Origin of the sequence: Microbacterium sp. SLBN-154, assembly GCF_006715565.1 — a bacterium.
In the GTDB taxonomy this organism is placed as follows: Bacteria; Actinomycetota; Actinomycetes; order Actinomycetales; family Microbacteriaceae; genus Microbacterium.
Genome location: NZ_VFNL01000001.1, coordinates 3,144,401 through 3,156,940, shown reverse-complemented (window position 1 = coordinate 3,156,940; position 12,540 = coordinate 3,144,401). Strand labels below are relative to the sequence as shown.

Below are 12,540 nucleotides of genomic sequence, written 5' to 3'. Positions count from 1 at the left end.
AGGTGTGGACGATCTGACCTATGCCGAGGTCGGCGCGACGGGTGGCGAGTTGCCCGCGGGCTATCACCACACTCGCCTGAAGCGTGTGATCGGGCACGGCCGGGCGGACTTCGCGCGTGCGGCCGATCTACTTCTCGCGGGGGAGGTGCAGCGCCGAGCCGGGGCGGAGGTGCAGATGTCGGAGACCCCGCTTCGCGAAGGGGCACGCGTCGAGATGCGGGTGCGTCTGGGCCCGCTGGTCTTTCGGATCCCGTGCCGCGTGGTGTGGGCCGAGCGGACGGCCGATTCGTGCGGGTTCGCCTACGGCACGCTGCCGGGCCATCCCGAGCGTGGGGAGGAGCGCTTCGAACTGCGGCTCGACGTTTCGGGCGACGTCGTCTTCACGATCGTCGCGTTTTCACGCCCCGGTCGCTGGTTCACGCTGCTCGGAGGGCCCGTCGCGCGTCGCTTCCAGGCGCACATGACGCGTCGCTACCTGCAGGCGCTGGACTCTCCCGGCTTCAGCGCGCCGGTCTGACCATGGCCGTGGCGTCGGGGGCCTCGAAACCGAACTCTGCGTAGAGCCCATGCGCGTCGCCGGTGAAGAGGACCCACCGGAAGTCCCTTCCCGGCCCGTCGTCGATCATCAGCTCGAGGATCCGCTTGCCGAGCCCGCGGCCGCGGTGCGGCGCGGTCACGAAGACGTCGGCGAGGTAGGCGAAGGTGACGCCGTCGGACACGGCGCGCGCGAAGCCGACTTGCTCGCCGGTGTCCACGCGGTAGGCCCCGACCACGCGCCAGGCGCCGGCGATCTGCGTCTCCACGTCGGCGCGCGAGCGCTGTCGCCCCCAGTAGGCCTCGGTCGACAGCCACGCCCACACGGCGTCCGTCCGAACTCGCCCGGGATCGGCGTCGACGTCGTACTCCATCCGCTCATTCTGGCGGGATGCGGCGCGGCTGCGGCCAGGCCGATGGGAAGGCGGGGGCTCTCGCTACGTCGCGAAGACGTGCAGTCCGAGGTCGTCGCTGAGGATTTCGCTCGCGATCCGCCCTCGCACGCTCGTGCCTTGCCCGTCGAGAGGGGGGCTCAGCACGGCGGCGCCCAGCATGCGAGGGGCAGAGAGCACGATCGCCCCCGAGACGCTGGATTTCGCGGGGACGCCGACGCGTCGCATCCATGTTCCCGAGCCGTCGTAGACCCCGCAGGTCGCCATGACCGACACGACGTCGCGTGCGATCGGCTTGGGCACGACGCGTTCGCCCGTCACAGGATTGACGCCGCCGAAGGCGAGGGTGGCACCCATCACCGCGAGGGCCTCGACGTCGAGCAGCACGGCGCACGCCCTCCCGTAGACCTCGACGGCGTCATCGGCGGTGACGTGGAGGGTGTCTTCGGCGCGCATGAGATGCGCGAGGGCATGGTTGCGTTCGCCGTGCTCGCGCTCCTCGCTGGCGGTGCGCTCGTCGATCTCGAGGGGTCGGCCGGCGAACGCGGAGAGCCCGCGGATGATGCGGTCGGTTCTGCCCTCGACGTCGCCGCCGTCGACGAGGGATGCGGTCAGCAGGGCGCCCGCATTGACCATCGGGTTCGGCGGGCGACCGGTGCCGCTTTCGAGCTTGATCGCGTCGAAGGCCTCGCCGGTCGGTTCGATGCCCACCCGGTGGAGGGCGTCGCCGTCGGTGTCGAGGAGGGCCAGGGCGAAGAGGAAGGGCTTGACCGACGACTGCATGGCGAAGGGAGTGTCGGCGTGCGTGCTGCCGCGGACGGTGCCGTCCTTCAGGGCGAGAGCGACGGCGCAGAGCTCTGGGTCGGCTTCTGCAAGGCGGGGGATGCTGTCGTCGACGGTCCCGTCGTCGTGGGGGAGGACGCGCGAGCGCAGCGCGTCGAGGTCGTACGAGCTCGGGTCAGCGGCGGCGGTCATGGGTCGACCTTGTCACGGAAGTCGGATGATGGTGGTCACGGACCGATGTCATCGACCACGTTGTCAACCCCATCTCCTCTCCGGAGCCTCGGGTGGACGCTGGAGGTGAACCCGGAAGGAAGGCGCTCACGATGACTCATGACTCGCACAGCCACGACCCGCTCGCCGATGCCGAGGACGGCTACGAAGGCCCGGACATCGAAATGCCGGAGTCGAACGCCGATGCGGCGAACTCCGCCGATTCGGACGGTGACGAAAAGCCCGGGGGACTCGGGCAGGACGGGACGATTCCCGATGAGCCGGACGGCGTCGCCGCGGGGCACACCGGGGAGCCCTCCAGCTTCGAACCCGAGGAAGACGAGCAGTCCGGGAGCTGAGCGCGTCTGAGGGTCACGATGACGGCACGGCGAAAGGCGACTGATGGCGTCGGTCTTCGGCTACCCGCACATGGGCTGGGAAGACCCTCTACGACAGCAGCTTCTCGACTCCGGACTCACCACGGACGACCTGGAGAAGCGGGGACTGGCGGAAGATCCCGAAGGCGTAGGCCCGCGGCTGTTCTTCCATCACGCGGATGGCCCGAAACGTGGCCGCAATCGACTGCACCTCGACGTCACCGCCACGCGTGACCCGGGAGACGAAGCCGCTCTCGATGCCGAAAAGGACCGGCTCGTCGCGCTCGGCGCCACCGTGGTGAGGCTCGTGGAGCAGAGTGGGGTCCATGGCCGGAGCGCTATTACCAGCTGCAGGATCCGGAGGGGAACGAGTTCTGCCTGCAGTGACGGTCGTGCCCGCGGGCAGGTGTTGGGCGGTGACCGGTCTTCTTCCACCTGATTCTCGCCGGGTTGGACTCTCACGCGATCCGGCAGAATCGGGCGATGGCGCACATCGAACCGCCCACGCTGGAGACCCCGCGGACACGGCTGCGACCGTTCCGGCGGTCCGACATCGCCGACCGTGCAGCCTTAGGGGATGACCCGGACATCATTCGTATGTTCGGGGGCACGCCAACCGCTGACACGCCGCAACCGCTGACGCTCCCAGCAGCAGAAGCGTGGTTCGCGGAGGTCACCGCCGACAACGGCGCCACTCACTGGGCCGTCGAGTACGCGGGGCGCTTCATCGGCACCGCCCGACTTCACGCCATCGTCCCCGCGGACCGTCGTGCCCGTTATGCCATAGGTATCTTGGATCCGGATGGACTCGGACTCGGGCTCGGCACCGAGATCACTCTGGCCGTTCTTCAACACGGGTTCGAGGTAGTGAATCTCCACCGGATCGACCTGCGAGTGCTCGAGTACAACCATCGCGCGATCCGGTGTTACCGCCGCTGTGGTTTCGTTGAGGAGGGGCGCGAACGCGACGCCGCCTTGGTCGGCGGACGTTGGTACGACGACGTCATGATGAGCATCCTCGAGCATGAATGGAGACCCATGCGGTAGCCATCCAGCTATTCCCCGCCAGCAGTGCCGACAGTGCAAGCGGCCCGTACGTGTAGGGGTTCGCGAACACCGGGTTGGCGAGCATGACGCCCGTGGAGATCAGCGACCCGATGGACAGGGTGCCGACGCTTGTCCCGTTTCGGGGGTCGCGCCGAGAGAAGAACAGTCCGCAGATGATTGTTTGGGCTCGTCAAGGTTCCTCTCATCTCCGCATCGGCCGAGGAGAAGTCCCGAGCCGAACGTATCTGAGCGATCGGCGACCGGTCGGCACCTCGCCATCAACTCGCGGCCGCTCCCTCGGCGCGGGTGGTCGCTATGCTCGGCGCGGTGACGGACGCGACCGAGGCATACTCCTGGCGGGCTGCGGAGTACGTCGACCTGCTCGGTTCGATGGACGCAGTCCACGCGGCAGATCGTCAACTCATCGACAGCTGGACCGGGATGGTGAGCGGGCCGGTGCTGGATGCCGGCTGCGGACCCGGGCACTGGACGAAATACCTAGCTGACAGCGGGGTCGACGTCTGCGGCATTGATGTCGTTCCCGACTTCATCGTGCACGCACGCTCAGCCTTCCCAGGCATCCGATTCTCAGTCGGGGACATCGACAAGCTGCAGCATCCTGACGACTTCTTCGGCGGCGTGCTGTCCTGGTTCTCGACGATTCACCATCATCCGTCCCGTATCGTTCGGCCGATCGCGGAGTTCTCGCGTGTCCTGCGCCCGGACGGAACTCTCGTGCTCGGGTTCTTCGACGGCGCGGTGATTGAAGAGTTCGATCACGCCGTCATGCCCGCGTACCGGTGGCCGGTGTCTGCTCTGCAATCGATCCTCGAGACGCACGGCTTCGAAATCGTCGAGACCTATCGGAGAACCGAGCGGGGACACCGGCCCGTGGGTGCGATCCTCTGCCGGCGGATTGCGTAGGCCCGGGTACGCATCCGCTCCGCCGTTGAGACGAATCAGCACCGGTGATGGCGCCAGCCGCGCGGGGGGCGAGTCTGGTGCTTATCGCACACGGACGCGAATCCGGTCTCGATCCTTTGTTCTGCGATAAGGCCCAAAAAGCACGACCGTCTGTATCGTGGGCGTCATGCGTCGAACGCCGGTCGGCCTCGTGATCGCGGCGATCATCTCAGGCTTGCTGGTGCTCGGCGGCGTCATCTTGTACGTCGCGGGGAGCTCTGCCGGCATGGCGTCGTTCGGGTGGTTCGCCTACCAGCCGATCTCCGGCGCTGCCTTCTTCCCCAGCTCGCTCGTGGTGCTGACGCCGCTCACCGCGGCCGGAGTGGCCATCGCGATCGCCGGTCTCCTCGGGTTTGGCGTCATCGCGGGGTTCCTCTTGGGGCGACGACACCCGATCGGCCGATAGCAGACCATTCAGCGCGGCTGCCGAGCGAGTGACGTGAGTTCGGTGACGAGCTTGTCGACGTGCTCGCTACCGACGACGGCGGTCAGTGGCTCACCGAACCACCTCTGCCAAACGGCATCGACCTCTTCCGCGGTGATCTCGCCGCCCCTCTGGAGGATGTTGACGATTGGCTTCGCTTCGATGTCGTACTCGTCCGCTGGAACCCCGTCTGCGGCGCCCGGGGCGAGCGCATACGGGTCGAGCTCACTGAGCAACCGCAGCACCTCAGCGTTCAGCCAGTTCCATACGTTTTGCTTCGGCTCCACCTCGCCAAGCCTGCCGCATGGTGATCGCGCATCGCGCTATGGGGGATGTCAGTCGCCGCTGCTCGGGGGCAGTTCGTCTTGGTCCGCCCTAACCGATACAGAGTCCAGGCGCGGGTCGTTGCGGAGCTGCCTGAAGATCGACAGCTCCGCGGCGATGACGAGGGAGTCTGGGTAGAGGCGGCTTCCCCATGCCAATCGCCGTTCTGCGTCCCAGACAAAATCCGGGATGCGTCGCTCCGCAGCGATATCGGCGGGCATGAGATCGGCTTGGAAGTAGTCTTCCCCGTGCACGCGAACGGTTGGGGTAGTGGGCACCTCGCCGTATCCCACCCATCGGAGGCATCGCAGCTGCATGTCACCGATGGCTTCACGGAGCGCATGTGCGGTGGATTCGTCCGGTTGACCCATGCACGAGACCAGCTCGTCAACCCCGGGGTGCTCCTCCACGAGGTGACGCGTCGCTTCGAACCAGCTCAGCGACGCGGAGTGTTGCTCGATATCGACGTACTGCGACCAGCGCACGAAGCTCCCGTCGACGTCAATGAAGGGCAGGAATACGCGCAGCATCGGCAAGTCCCGGTGAGAGGCAGAGACGAAGTCGCGAACCCAGGTGTGCCATCCGGAGTCATCCAATTCGACAGGTCTGCCGGTCATGGAGTCGACCGTAGCGAAGGCCGTCGCGCGGCTGAATGACCAGCCGCGAATACTCGAAGGCGAGGCGATCGCGCATGAGGTAGCTGGGTCGGGGAATGCGATTATGGGGCGATGGTGACCACGGCGGATCGGTATCGCTGGCATGCCGAGATGGAGTTTCGTGGCGTATCGGACACCTATCTTGACTGGGCGATCGGTATCTCGCGAGACCGTGAGGTGCTCGACCTGATCGAGCGGCTCCCCGATGTGAAGCGGAGAGCACCGCTGTTGTTTGCTGCGATGCGTTTTCATGGTGCGCCGCTCGCACCCTACGCAGACGTGCGTCAGTGGTTGATCGAGTCCTGGGGTCATGTCGAGGAAACGGCTCGTGCACGCACGCAGCAGACGAATGAAGCTGGCCGTTGCGCGACGCTCCTGCCGGCGTTAGCGGCGATCGACGGACCGATCGCGCTACTGGAGGTCGGGGCGGCCGCGGGCGCGTGTTTGTTCCCCGACCGCTACGGATACGAGTACGTGACACCTGACGGTGAGAGCACGTGGCTGGCCCCGAGCGATGACCGGAGCACAGTCCGGTTGCGGTGTGAGATCAACGCTCCCGACTTCATCCCGACCCGGTTACCCGACGTGACGTGGCGGGTGGGGATCGATGTGAACCCGCTCTCGTTCGCCGATGCCGACGACGTGGAATGGCTTCGCACATTGGTGTGGCCAGAGCACACGGAGCGGCGACGTCGAATCGACAAAGTGGCGTCCATGATTCGGGAGGACCCGCCGCGGATCGATCGCGGCGACGCAACTGAGCTTCTGCCGCAGCTGGCCGCTGAGGCACCCGCGGGAACAACGCTCGTCGTCTTTCACACAGCCGTGTTGGCGTACTTCCCGCCGGACGCGAGGGATCGCTTCGAGGAAGCCGTGTCAGCCCTGGATTGCATCTGGCTCAGCAACGAAGGCCCCGGATCCCTCCCCTCAGTCGCGGCACGAGTGGATCGACGAATCGGGATCGGATCACGCTTCGTCCTCGCGAAGGATGGCATCCCGATCGCGCTCACCGGAGGACACGGTCAAAGCTACGACGGACTCACCCAGCACACCTGACAACGTGCGAGGGGCCATCCGTCTGTCGGGAGTCCATCGAGTGAGTAACCCACGCAGATCTCGTAGGCTCTCGCCATGGTTCTGGAGTATTCACGCCCCCAGATCGAGGACGTCGAGTTCTGGGATGACAACGGCACACCCGTTGCTTATGGCGCGAGAAGAAAGAAAAAGAAGTTCCCGGAGCTTGGACCGCGCGGTGCGGAAGCCAATGTCTTCAGTCACCAGGAGCGATACGCGCCGATCTTCTTGGTGGCCGACGGACTGATCGCACATCTTGCCGCGAAATACGATGCCGTCGTCGACGATGACGTTCGGTTCTCGATGGTTTTCGACATCCTGAACGACTGGCCGATTGCCGAGTTCGAGCGGGTGGTTCGGATCCTTCCTACCGCTGCAGACCAAGCCCCGCTTCACATCGGATTCCTCAGTGTGCCCGGCTCGGTCCGTGTCCTCGCCGGGTCGTTCTCGGAGTTCGATATGTGGTTCTGCGGTTGCGACGCATGCGATGAACCCTGGGAGGAGATCGCCGACTCCCTGGAGCACGTCGTCCTTGCAGTGTCCGGCCACGGGCTGACCGAGCGCATGGACAAACGTAGACGGGGATATGCACGCTACTGGCTAGATCCCACGCGCCGGCGCGAATGGTCCGGCGCGCTCCCGAAACGCGGCATGCGAGCCGATGCCCTGGCCACGGCCACCGCATCGACCCTCCGAGCCCACCGCGGCACATGGCGGCCCTGGACCGTACAAAACTCAGACTGATTCGGCCTCGCTCGGCTCCTGCCCGGCGGGTATGCGTGGCACGATCGAGGATCCCTGATCGATCCCGTTCGCGGTAGAACGTGCAACGCGAGGGTTCGGGTCCGTCGAGCCCGATTGACCCGTTCGCCCTGATGCGCGGTGAGCGGCGCCTCCGCGAGCGCCCACAGAACGACGTCGGTGGCCCCGGTTAGGGTCGGGGGGACGGTCCGAGCGGCGGACGGTCGGAAGGGGAATGTTGCGGTACATCGAGGACGAGGGCCGGATCGTCTGGAGCGCGAGCGACCTGAAAGCAGCCGCAGAATGCGAGTTCGCGTGGCTGCGCGCCATCGACGCCAAGCTCGGTCGCGTCGCACCCGTCGAAGAGCCGGATGACCCGACACTGCGCCGTGCGGGAGAACTCGGCGGCGAGCACGAGCGGCGCGTCCTCGCCCGGTACCGCGAGCAGTTCGGCGACGGGGTCGTCGAGATCCCCGAGACGCGCTCCTCCGACGCCGAAGCGCTCGCCGAGGCGGTGCGGCTCACCGACGCGGCGCTGAACTCCGACGCCGACGTCGTCTACCAGGCGACGTTCGCCACCCACGACTTCGTCGGGTTCGCCGACTTCCTCGTTCGCGACGAGTACGGCGCGTGGCTCGTGCAAGACACCAAGCTCGCCCGCCACGCTCGCGTCACCGCGCTCATGCAGCTCGCCGCCTATGTCGCCCAACTCGACCGACTCGGTATCCCGCGCTCCGACCGCGTCGAACTGCTGCTCGGCGACGGCACCACCAGCAGCCACGAGGTCGACGATCTCCTCCCCGTCTTCCAGCTGCGTCGCGAACGCCTGCAGACGCTCATCGCCGATCGTCGCCTCGACCTCGGCGCGGCCGGCGACCCGATCGCGTGGGGCGACCCTCGCGGTGACCTCGGCGTGGTCGCCTGCGGGCGCTGCGCGACCTGCGACCTGGAGGTCGTGGCATCGGGCGATCTCCTTCTCGTCGCAGGGATGCGGCCGGTGCAGCGCGAACGGCTCCGCGCGGCCGGTGTCCAGACGATCGACGACCTCGCGCGGCTCGGCACCGCGCCGACGGGGATGAACCCCGACACCATCGCGCTGCTGCGCACCCAGGCGCGGCTACAGCTCAGCTCGCCTTCCGACATCCCGAACTACGAGGTCGTGCAGCCGCAGGCACTCGGCGCGCTCCCGCGCCCGAGCCAGGGCGACATCTTCTTCGACTTCGAAGGCGACCCGCTCTACACGGAGGGGGAGGGAACCACCTGGGGGATCGACTACCTCTTCGGCTGGGTGGATCTGCGGGAGCAGTACTCGGCGCTGTGGGCGCACTCGTTCGCCGAGGAGAAGGAGGCGCTCGAGCGCTTCCTCGACATGGTGGCCCTCCGGCGCAAGACCCACCCCGACCTGCACATCTATCACTACGCGCCCTACGAGCCCACGCACCTGCTCGCCATGGCGGCGCGCTACGGCGTGCGCGAGTCCGACGTCGATCAACTGCTGCGCGACGGCGTCTTCGTCGACCTCTATCCGATCGTGCGGCGGGCACTCCGCGTGGGCTCGCGCTCTTACTCCATCAAGAAGCTCGAACCGCTCTACATGGGCGACGAGGTGCGCACGAGCGACGTGCAGAAGGGCGACGACTCGATCGTCAAGTACGTGCAGGCCCGAGCGCTTCAACAGGACGGCCCGGATGCCGCGGACGAAGCGGCCCGCATTCTGAACGACCTCGCCGACTACAACCGCTACGACTGCGTCTCGACGCTGCGCCTGCGCGACTGGCTGGTCGACCGCGCCCGCGAGGCGCAGCTGCGCCCCACCCCGAACCCCGATCCCGACGAGCACGCCTACACCCCGTCCGAGCGCGCCGACCGGCTGAATGCCCTCGCCGCCCAGCGCGACGCCGACTCCGCGGAGTCGCGTGCGCTCCGCCTCGGCGCGGCCGCGATCGACTACTACCCACGCGAGGCCAAGTCCTTCTGGGCCACGCACTTCCTTCGCCTGCGAGAGCCGGCCTCGGTGTGGGAAGAGACGCGAGATGTCGTCATGCTCGACTCCTCGCGCTGCCACGTCGTCACCGACTGGTATCAGGAGGAGGGAAAGCGCACCCTCCGTCGCCGCCTCGAGCTGCGCGGCGAACTCGCGCCCGGCACACGCATCAGCGAGGGCAGCGACCCGTTCGCGCTCTACGAGCTGCCGGTGTCGTTCCCCTTCGCCGACAAGTCGCGCTGGATCCATGCCGATCACCGCGTCACCGTCATCGAGACCCTCGACGACGGCGCGATCGTGGAGGAATTCGCCATCGACGGCGAGACCTGGACCGAGCTGCCGATCGCACTGACGCCCGCCGCGCCGCCGCGGGCGATGAACCAGCAGACGGCGATCGACGCATGGGCCGACGCCGTCGTCGCTGCGTCGCCGAAGCTTCCTCACGACCCGGCCACCGACATCCTGCTGCGTCGCCCGCCGCGCACGCGCGCCGGAGCGCTCCCGCCGCAGACCGGCGACGACATCGGCGACATCACCGCCGCTCTTCTCGATCTCGACCGGAGCTACCTCGCCGTGCAAGGACCGCCCGGCACCGGCAAGACCTTCGTCGGTTCGCACGTCATCGCCCGCCTCGTCGCCGAGCACGGCTACAAGGTCGGTGTGGTCGCCCAGTCGCACGCGGTCGTCGAGCACATGCTCGACCGGATCGTGGCCGCGGGGGTGGCCCCGCAGCAGGTCGGCAAGGCGTTGAAGAAACCCGAGGACGCGGAGCGGGTGCGCTTTACGCCTATCCCCAAGAACGGGGTCGCAGCCTTCGCGGCAGAGCACGCGGCATCCGGATTCGTCGTCGGCGGCACCGCGTGGGACTTCGCCCATGAGGGGCGCATCCCGCGCGGGAGCCTCGATCTCCTCGTCATCGACGAGGCCGGGCAGTTCTCCCTCGCCTCGACGATCGCGGTCTCGCTCGCCTCGCCCCGCCTGCTTCTCCTCGGTGACCCGCAGCAGCTGCCGCAGGTGAGCCAGGGCACCCACCCCGAGCCGGTCGACACCTCGGCGCTCGGGTGGGTCATGGACGGCGCCGACGTCATTCCGCCCGCCTTCGGCTTCTTCCTCGCCCGATCGTGGCGGATGCACCCCGCCGTCGCGCGTGCCGTTTCCGATCTGTCGTATCGCGGTGAGCTCGCTGCGCAGCCCGCGACGGCGATGCGCGCTCTGGAGGGCATCGCGCCGGGACTTCACCCGCTGCCGCTTCGTCATCGGGGCAACGCCACCCGGTCGCCGGAGGAGGCGGCGATCGTCGTAGACCTCGTCCGCGACCTCGTCGAGCGTGAGTGGACCGGCATCGACATCGACGACACCGGCGGCGCTGCGCTGACGCCCGTGCGTTCCCTCGTGGCGAAAGACATCATCGTCGTCACCCCGTACAACGCCCAGCAGGTGCTGGTCGAAGAGGCGCTCGCCGCCGCCGGGTTCGACGATGTGCCGGTCGGCACCGTCGACAAGTTCCAGGGACAGGAGGCCGCGGTGGCGATCGTGTCGCTCGCGGCGTCCTCCGGGCGTGACGCGCCTCGGGGTCTGGAGTTCCTTCTTCTGCGCAACCGCCTGAACGTCGCCATCTCACGCGCGATGCACACCGCGTACCTCATCTATTCGCCCGGGCTGCTCGACGACCTGCCACGCACCCCCGAGGGCGTCGCGCGCCTGAGCGGTTTCGCGCGCCTTGTCGGTGCCCATCCGTCCGCCACCGACGCGCCGGGCACCGGGAAGGCCGAGCGCAGCCCCGTTCAGCCCGCGATGGCCGCCCAATAGACTCGCCAGACGCCACACCATCCCCCCGGCGAGGAGGAACTGCCGCATGTCCGACCAGGTGCCCCGTCAATTCGAGATCGATCTGCCCCCCGACCTGATCGGTGGGAACTACGCCGATTTCGCCAACGTCTGGCACAGCTCGACGGTGTTCGTGATGGACTTCCTCACCCTCGCCCAGCCGCCGCACGATGAGACCGACCCCGAGACGGGGGAGCGTCGCACGGTGGTGCCGGCGCGCGTGGTCAGCCGCATCCGCATCCCTCCCGAGCAGGTGTTCGAGCTCGCCAAAGCCCTCACGCAGCAGCTCGAGTTCTGGGAGCAGGAGACCGGTCGGAAGCCTCCGACCGAGCCTGTCATCCCCGACTGACAGAGTCCGTCCGACTAGCCATTCGGAGGGCCGATGTCAACCCCCTGAAAACCCGAATCGCCCCCGTCATACGCTTGGATTCGCGCCGCAAGGCGCAGGCGCGGTGTCCGTTCGGCGAGGGGCGGATACCGCGCCACATTCGTCTCAGGGCTCGGGAATCCGCGGTTATGCCCTCACGAGAGACCGGTCTGGATCCCGTCAGACGGTGCCGTACAGGCGGTCGCCCGCGTCACCGAGACCGGGCACGATGTAGCCCTTCTCGTTCAGCCGCTCATCCAGCGCGCCGAGGACGAGGGTGACATCCTTGTCGCCGACCTGACGTTCGATCGCGGCGACCCCTTCGGGTGCGCCGAGGAGGCAGATCGCGGTGACGTCCTGCGCTCCCCGCTTGAAGAGGAATTCCACGGCGGCACCCAGCGACCCGCCGGTCGCGAGCATCGGGTCGAGCACGAAGCACTGCCGATCGGAGAGGTCGTCGGGCAGACGCTCGGCATAGGTCGTCGGCTCGAGGGTCTCTTCGTTCCGCACCATCCCGAGGAAACCCACCTCGGCGGTCGGGAGGAGCTTGACCATTCCCTCGAGCATCCCGAGTCCGGCGCGAAGGATCGGCACGACGATCGGGCGCGGCTCGCTGATCTTCACGCCCATCGTCAGCGACACCGGGGTCTGGATCTCGATGGGGTCGACCCTCACCGACCGGGTCGCCTCGTAGGCGAGAAGGGTGACGAGCTCCTCCGTCAGCTGCCGGAACACCGGCGACGAGGTCGTCTGGTCACGCAGCACCGTGAGCTTGTGGGTGATGAGCGGGTGGTCGGCGACGTGGAGGCGCATGGGTCCCAGGGTATCCGCTGCGAG

General features: G+C 67.5%; 15 protein-coding genes. 10 read left to right on the top strand and 5 right to left on the bottom strand.

Features of this window, described 5'->3' with window-relative positions; translation table 11 throughout:
• Nucleotides 1–4 precede the first annotated feature (4 nt).
• Complete coding sequence (locus tag FBY40_RS15295; RefSeq protein ID WP_141939618.1) at nt 5–517, top strand: DUF1990 family protein; 513 nt, start codon at nt 5–7, stop codon at nt 515–517.
• On the opposite strand, the gene FBY40_RS15290 is transcribed toward FBY40_RS15295, so the two are convergent.
• On the bottom strand, nt 501–908 hold the full coding sequence (locus FBY40_RS15290; RefSeq protein ID WP_141939617.1) for a GNAT family N-acetyltransferase: 408 nt from the start codon (nt 906–908) through the stop codon (nt 501–503). The genes FBY40_RS15295 and FBY40_RS15290 overlap by 17 nt on opposite strands.
• Nucleotides 909–971: 63 nt before the next feature.
• Nucleotides 972–1,901, bottom strand: a complete 930-nt coding sequence (gene glsA / locus FBY40_RS15285) for a glutaminase A (RefSeq protein ID WP_141939616.1) — start codon at nt 1,899–1,901, stop codon at nt 972–974.
• 131 nt (nt 1,902–2,032) lie between these two features.
• On the opposite strand from glsA, the gene FBY40_RS15280 reads away from it, so the two are divergent.
• The 5 genes from FBY40_RS15280 (at nt 2,033) to FBY40_RS15260 (ending at nt 4,712) form a co-directional block, all read left to right on the top strand.
• Nucleotides 2,033–2,278, top strand: coding sequence for a hypothetical protein (locus tag FBY40_RS15280; protein WP_141939615.1), 246 nt, complete (start codon nt 2,033–2,035; stop codon nt 2,276–2,278).
• 43 nt (nt 2,279–2,321) lie between these two features.
• Entirely contained in the window at nt 2,322–2,735 is a 414-nt protein-coding gene (locus FBY40_RS17695; RefSeq protein ID WP_160141418.1) for a VOC family protein, read from the top strand.
• Nucleotides 2,736–2,779: 44 nt separating this feature from the next.
• On the top strand, nt 2,780–3,343 hold the full coding sequence (locus tag FBY40_RS15270) for a GNAT family N-acetyltransferase (RefSeq protein WP_141939613.1): 564 nt from the start codon (nt 2,780–2,782) through the stop codon (nt 3,341–3,343).
• A gap of 315 nt (nt 3,344–3,658) precedes the next feature.
• Nucleotides 3,659–4,267 (top strand): class I SAM-dependent methyltransferase, encoded by a 609-nt coding sequence (locus tag FBY40_RS15265; RefSeq protein WP_141939612.1) that lies wholly within the window; start codon nt 3,659–3,661, stop codon nt 4,265–4,267.
• A 166-nt stretch (nt 4,268–4,433) separates the two neighbouring features.
• On the top strand, nt 4,434–4,712 hold the full coding sequence (locus FBY40_RS15260) for a hypothetical protein (protein ID WP_141939611.1): 279 nt from the start codon (nt 4,434–4,436) through the stop codon (nt 4,710–4,712).
• Nucleotides 4,713–4,720: 8 nt separating this feature from the next.
• Here FBY40_RS15260 and FBY40_RS15255 read toward each other — a convergent pair whose 3' ends face one another.
• Nucleotides 4,721–5,017: a hypothetical protein gene (locus FBY40_RS15255; protein WP_141939610.1), complete on the bottom strand. Its 297-nt coding sequence runs from the start codon at nt 5,015–5,017 to the stop codon at nt 4,721–4,723.
• 48 nt (nt 5,018–5,065) lie between these two features.
• Nucleotides 5,066–5,671, bottom strand: coding sequence for a hypothetical protein (locus FBY40_RS15250; protein ID WP_141939609.1), 606 nt, complete (start codon nt 5,669–5,671; stop codon nt 5,066–5,068).
• Between the two features lie 111 nt (nt 5,672–5,782).
• Here FBY40_RS15250 and FBY40_RS15245 point away from each other — a divergent pair, with 111 nt between their 5' ends.
• From FBY40_RS15245 to FBY40_RS15230, 4 genes are all read left to right on the top strand, one after another.
• Complete coding sequence (locus FBY40_RS15245; RefSeq protein WP_141939608.1) at nt 5,783–6,766, top strand: DUF2332 domain-containing protein; 984 nt, start codon at nt 5,783–5,785, stop codon at nt 6,764–6,766.
• A gap of 75 nt (nt 6,767–6,841) precedes the next feature.
• The gene (locus tag FBY40_RS15240) at nt 6,842–7,528 is read left to right on the top strand and encodes a DUF6226 family protein (protein ID WP_141939607.1); all 687 of its coding nucleotides are present in this window, start codon (nt 6,842–6,844) and stop codon (nt 7,526–7,528) included.
• 235 nt (nt 7,529–7,763) lie between these two features.
• Entirely contained in the window at nt 7,764–11,318 is a 3,555-nt protein-coding gene (locus FBY40_RS15235) for a TM0106 family RecB-like putative nuclease (protein ID WP_141940226.1), read from the top strand.
• A 46-nt stretch (nt 11,319–11,364) separates the two neighbouring features.
• On the top strand, nt 11,365–11,685 hold the full coding sequence (locus tag FBY40_RS15230) for a DUF3467 domain-containing protein (protein ID WP_124294091.1): 321 nt from the start codon (nt 11,365–11,367) through the stop codon (nt 11,683–11,685).
• 198 nt (nt 11,686–11,883) lie between these two features.
• Here the strand turns inward: FBY40_RS15230 and upp are convergent, their stop codons facing one another.
• Nucleotides 11,884–12,516, bottom strand: coding sequence for a uracil phosphoribosyltransferase (gene upp / locus FBY40_RS15225; protein ID WP_141939606.1), 633 nt, complete (start codon nt 12,514–12,516; stop codon nt 11,884–11,886).
• Nucleotides 12,517–12,540 lie beyond the last annotated feature (24 nt).

Bases quoted from the DNA above. Each gene is read 5' to 3' on its own strand.
- FBY40_RS15250 (WP_141939609.1), bottom strand. From the start codon at position 5,671: ATGACCGGCAGACCTGTCGAATTGGATGACTCCGGATGGCACACCTGG.
- FBY40_RS17695 (WP_160141418.1), top strand. From the start codon at position 2,322: ATGGCGTCGGTCTTCGGCTACCCGCACATGGGCTGGGAAGACCCTCTA.
- FBY40_RS15245 (WP_141939608.1), top strand. From the start codon at position 5,783: ATGGTGACCACGGCGGATCGGTATCGCTGGCATGCCGAGATGGAGTTT.
- FBY40_RS15290 (WP_141939617.1), bottom strand. From the start codon at position 908: ATGGAGTACGACGTCGACGCCGATCCCGGGCGAGTTCGGACGGACGCC.
- glsA (WP_141939616.1), bottom strand. From the start codon at position 1,901: ATGACCGCCGCCGCTGACCCGAGCTCGTACGACCTCGACGCGCTGCGC.
- FBY40_RS15280 (WP_141939615.1), top strand. From the start codon at position 2,033: ATGACTCATGACTCGCACAGCCACGACCCGCTCGCCGATGCCGAGGAC.
- FBY40_RS15265 (WP_141939612.1), top strand. From the start codon at position 3,659: ATGCTCGGCGCGGTGACGGACGCGACCGAGGCATACTCCTGGCGGGCT.
- FBY40_RS15260 (WP_141939611.1), top strand. From the start codon at position 4,434: ATGCGTCGAACGCCGGTCGGCCTCGTGATCGCGGCGATCATCTCAGGC.
- upp (WP_141939606.1), bottom strand. From the start codon at position 12,516: ATGCGCCTCCACGTCGCCGACCACCCGCTCATCACCCACAAGCTCACG.
- FBY40_RS15240 (WP_141939607.1), top strand. From the start codon at position 6,842: ATGGTTCTGGAGTATTCACGCCCCCAGATCGAGGACGTCGAGTTCTGG.
- FBY40_RS15270 (WP_141939613.1), top strand. From the start codon at position 2,780: ATGGCGCACATCGAACCGCCCACGCTGGAGACCCCGCGGACACGGCTG.
- FBY40_RS15230 (WP_124294091.1), top strand. From the start codon at position 11,365: ATGTCCGACCAGGTGCCCCGTCAATTCGAGATCGATCTGCCCCCCGAC.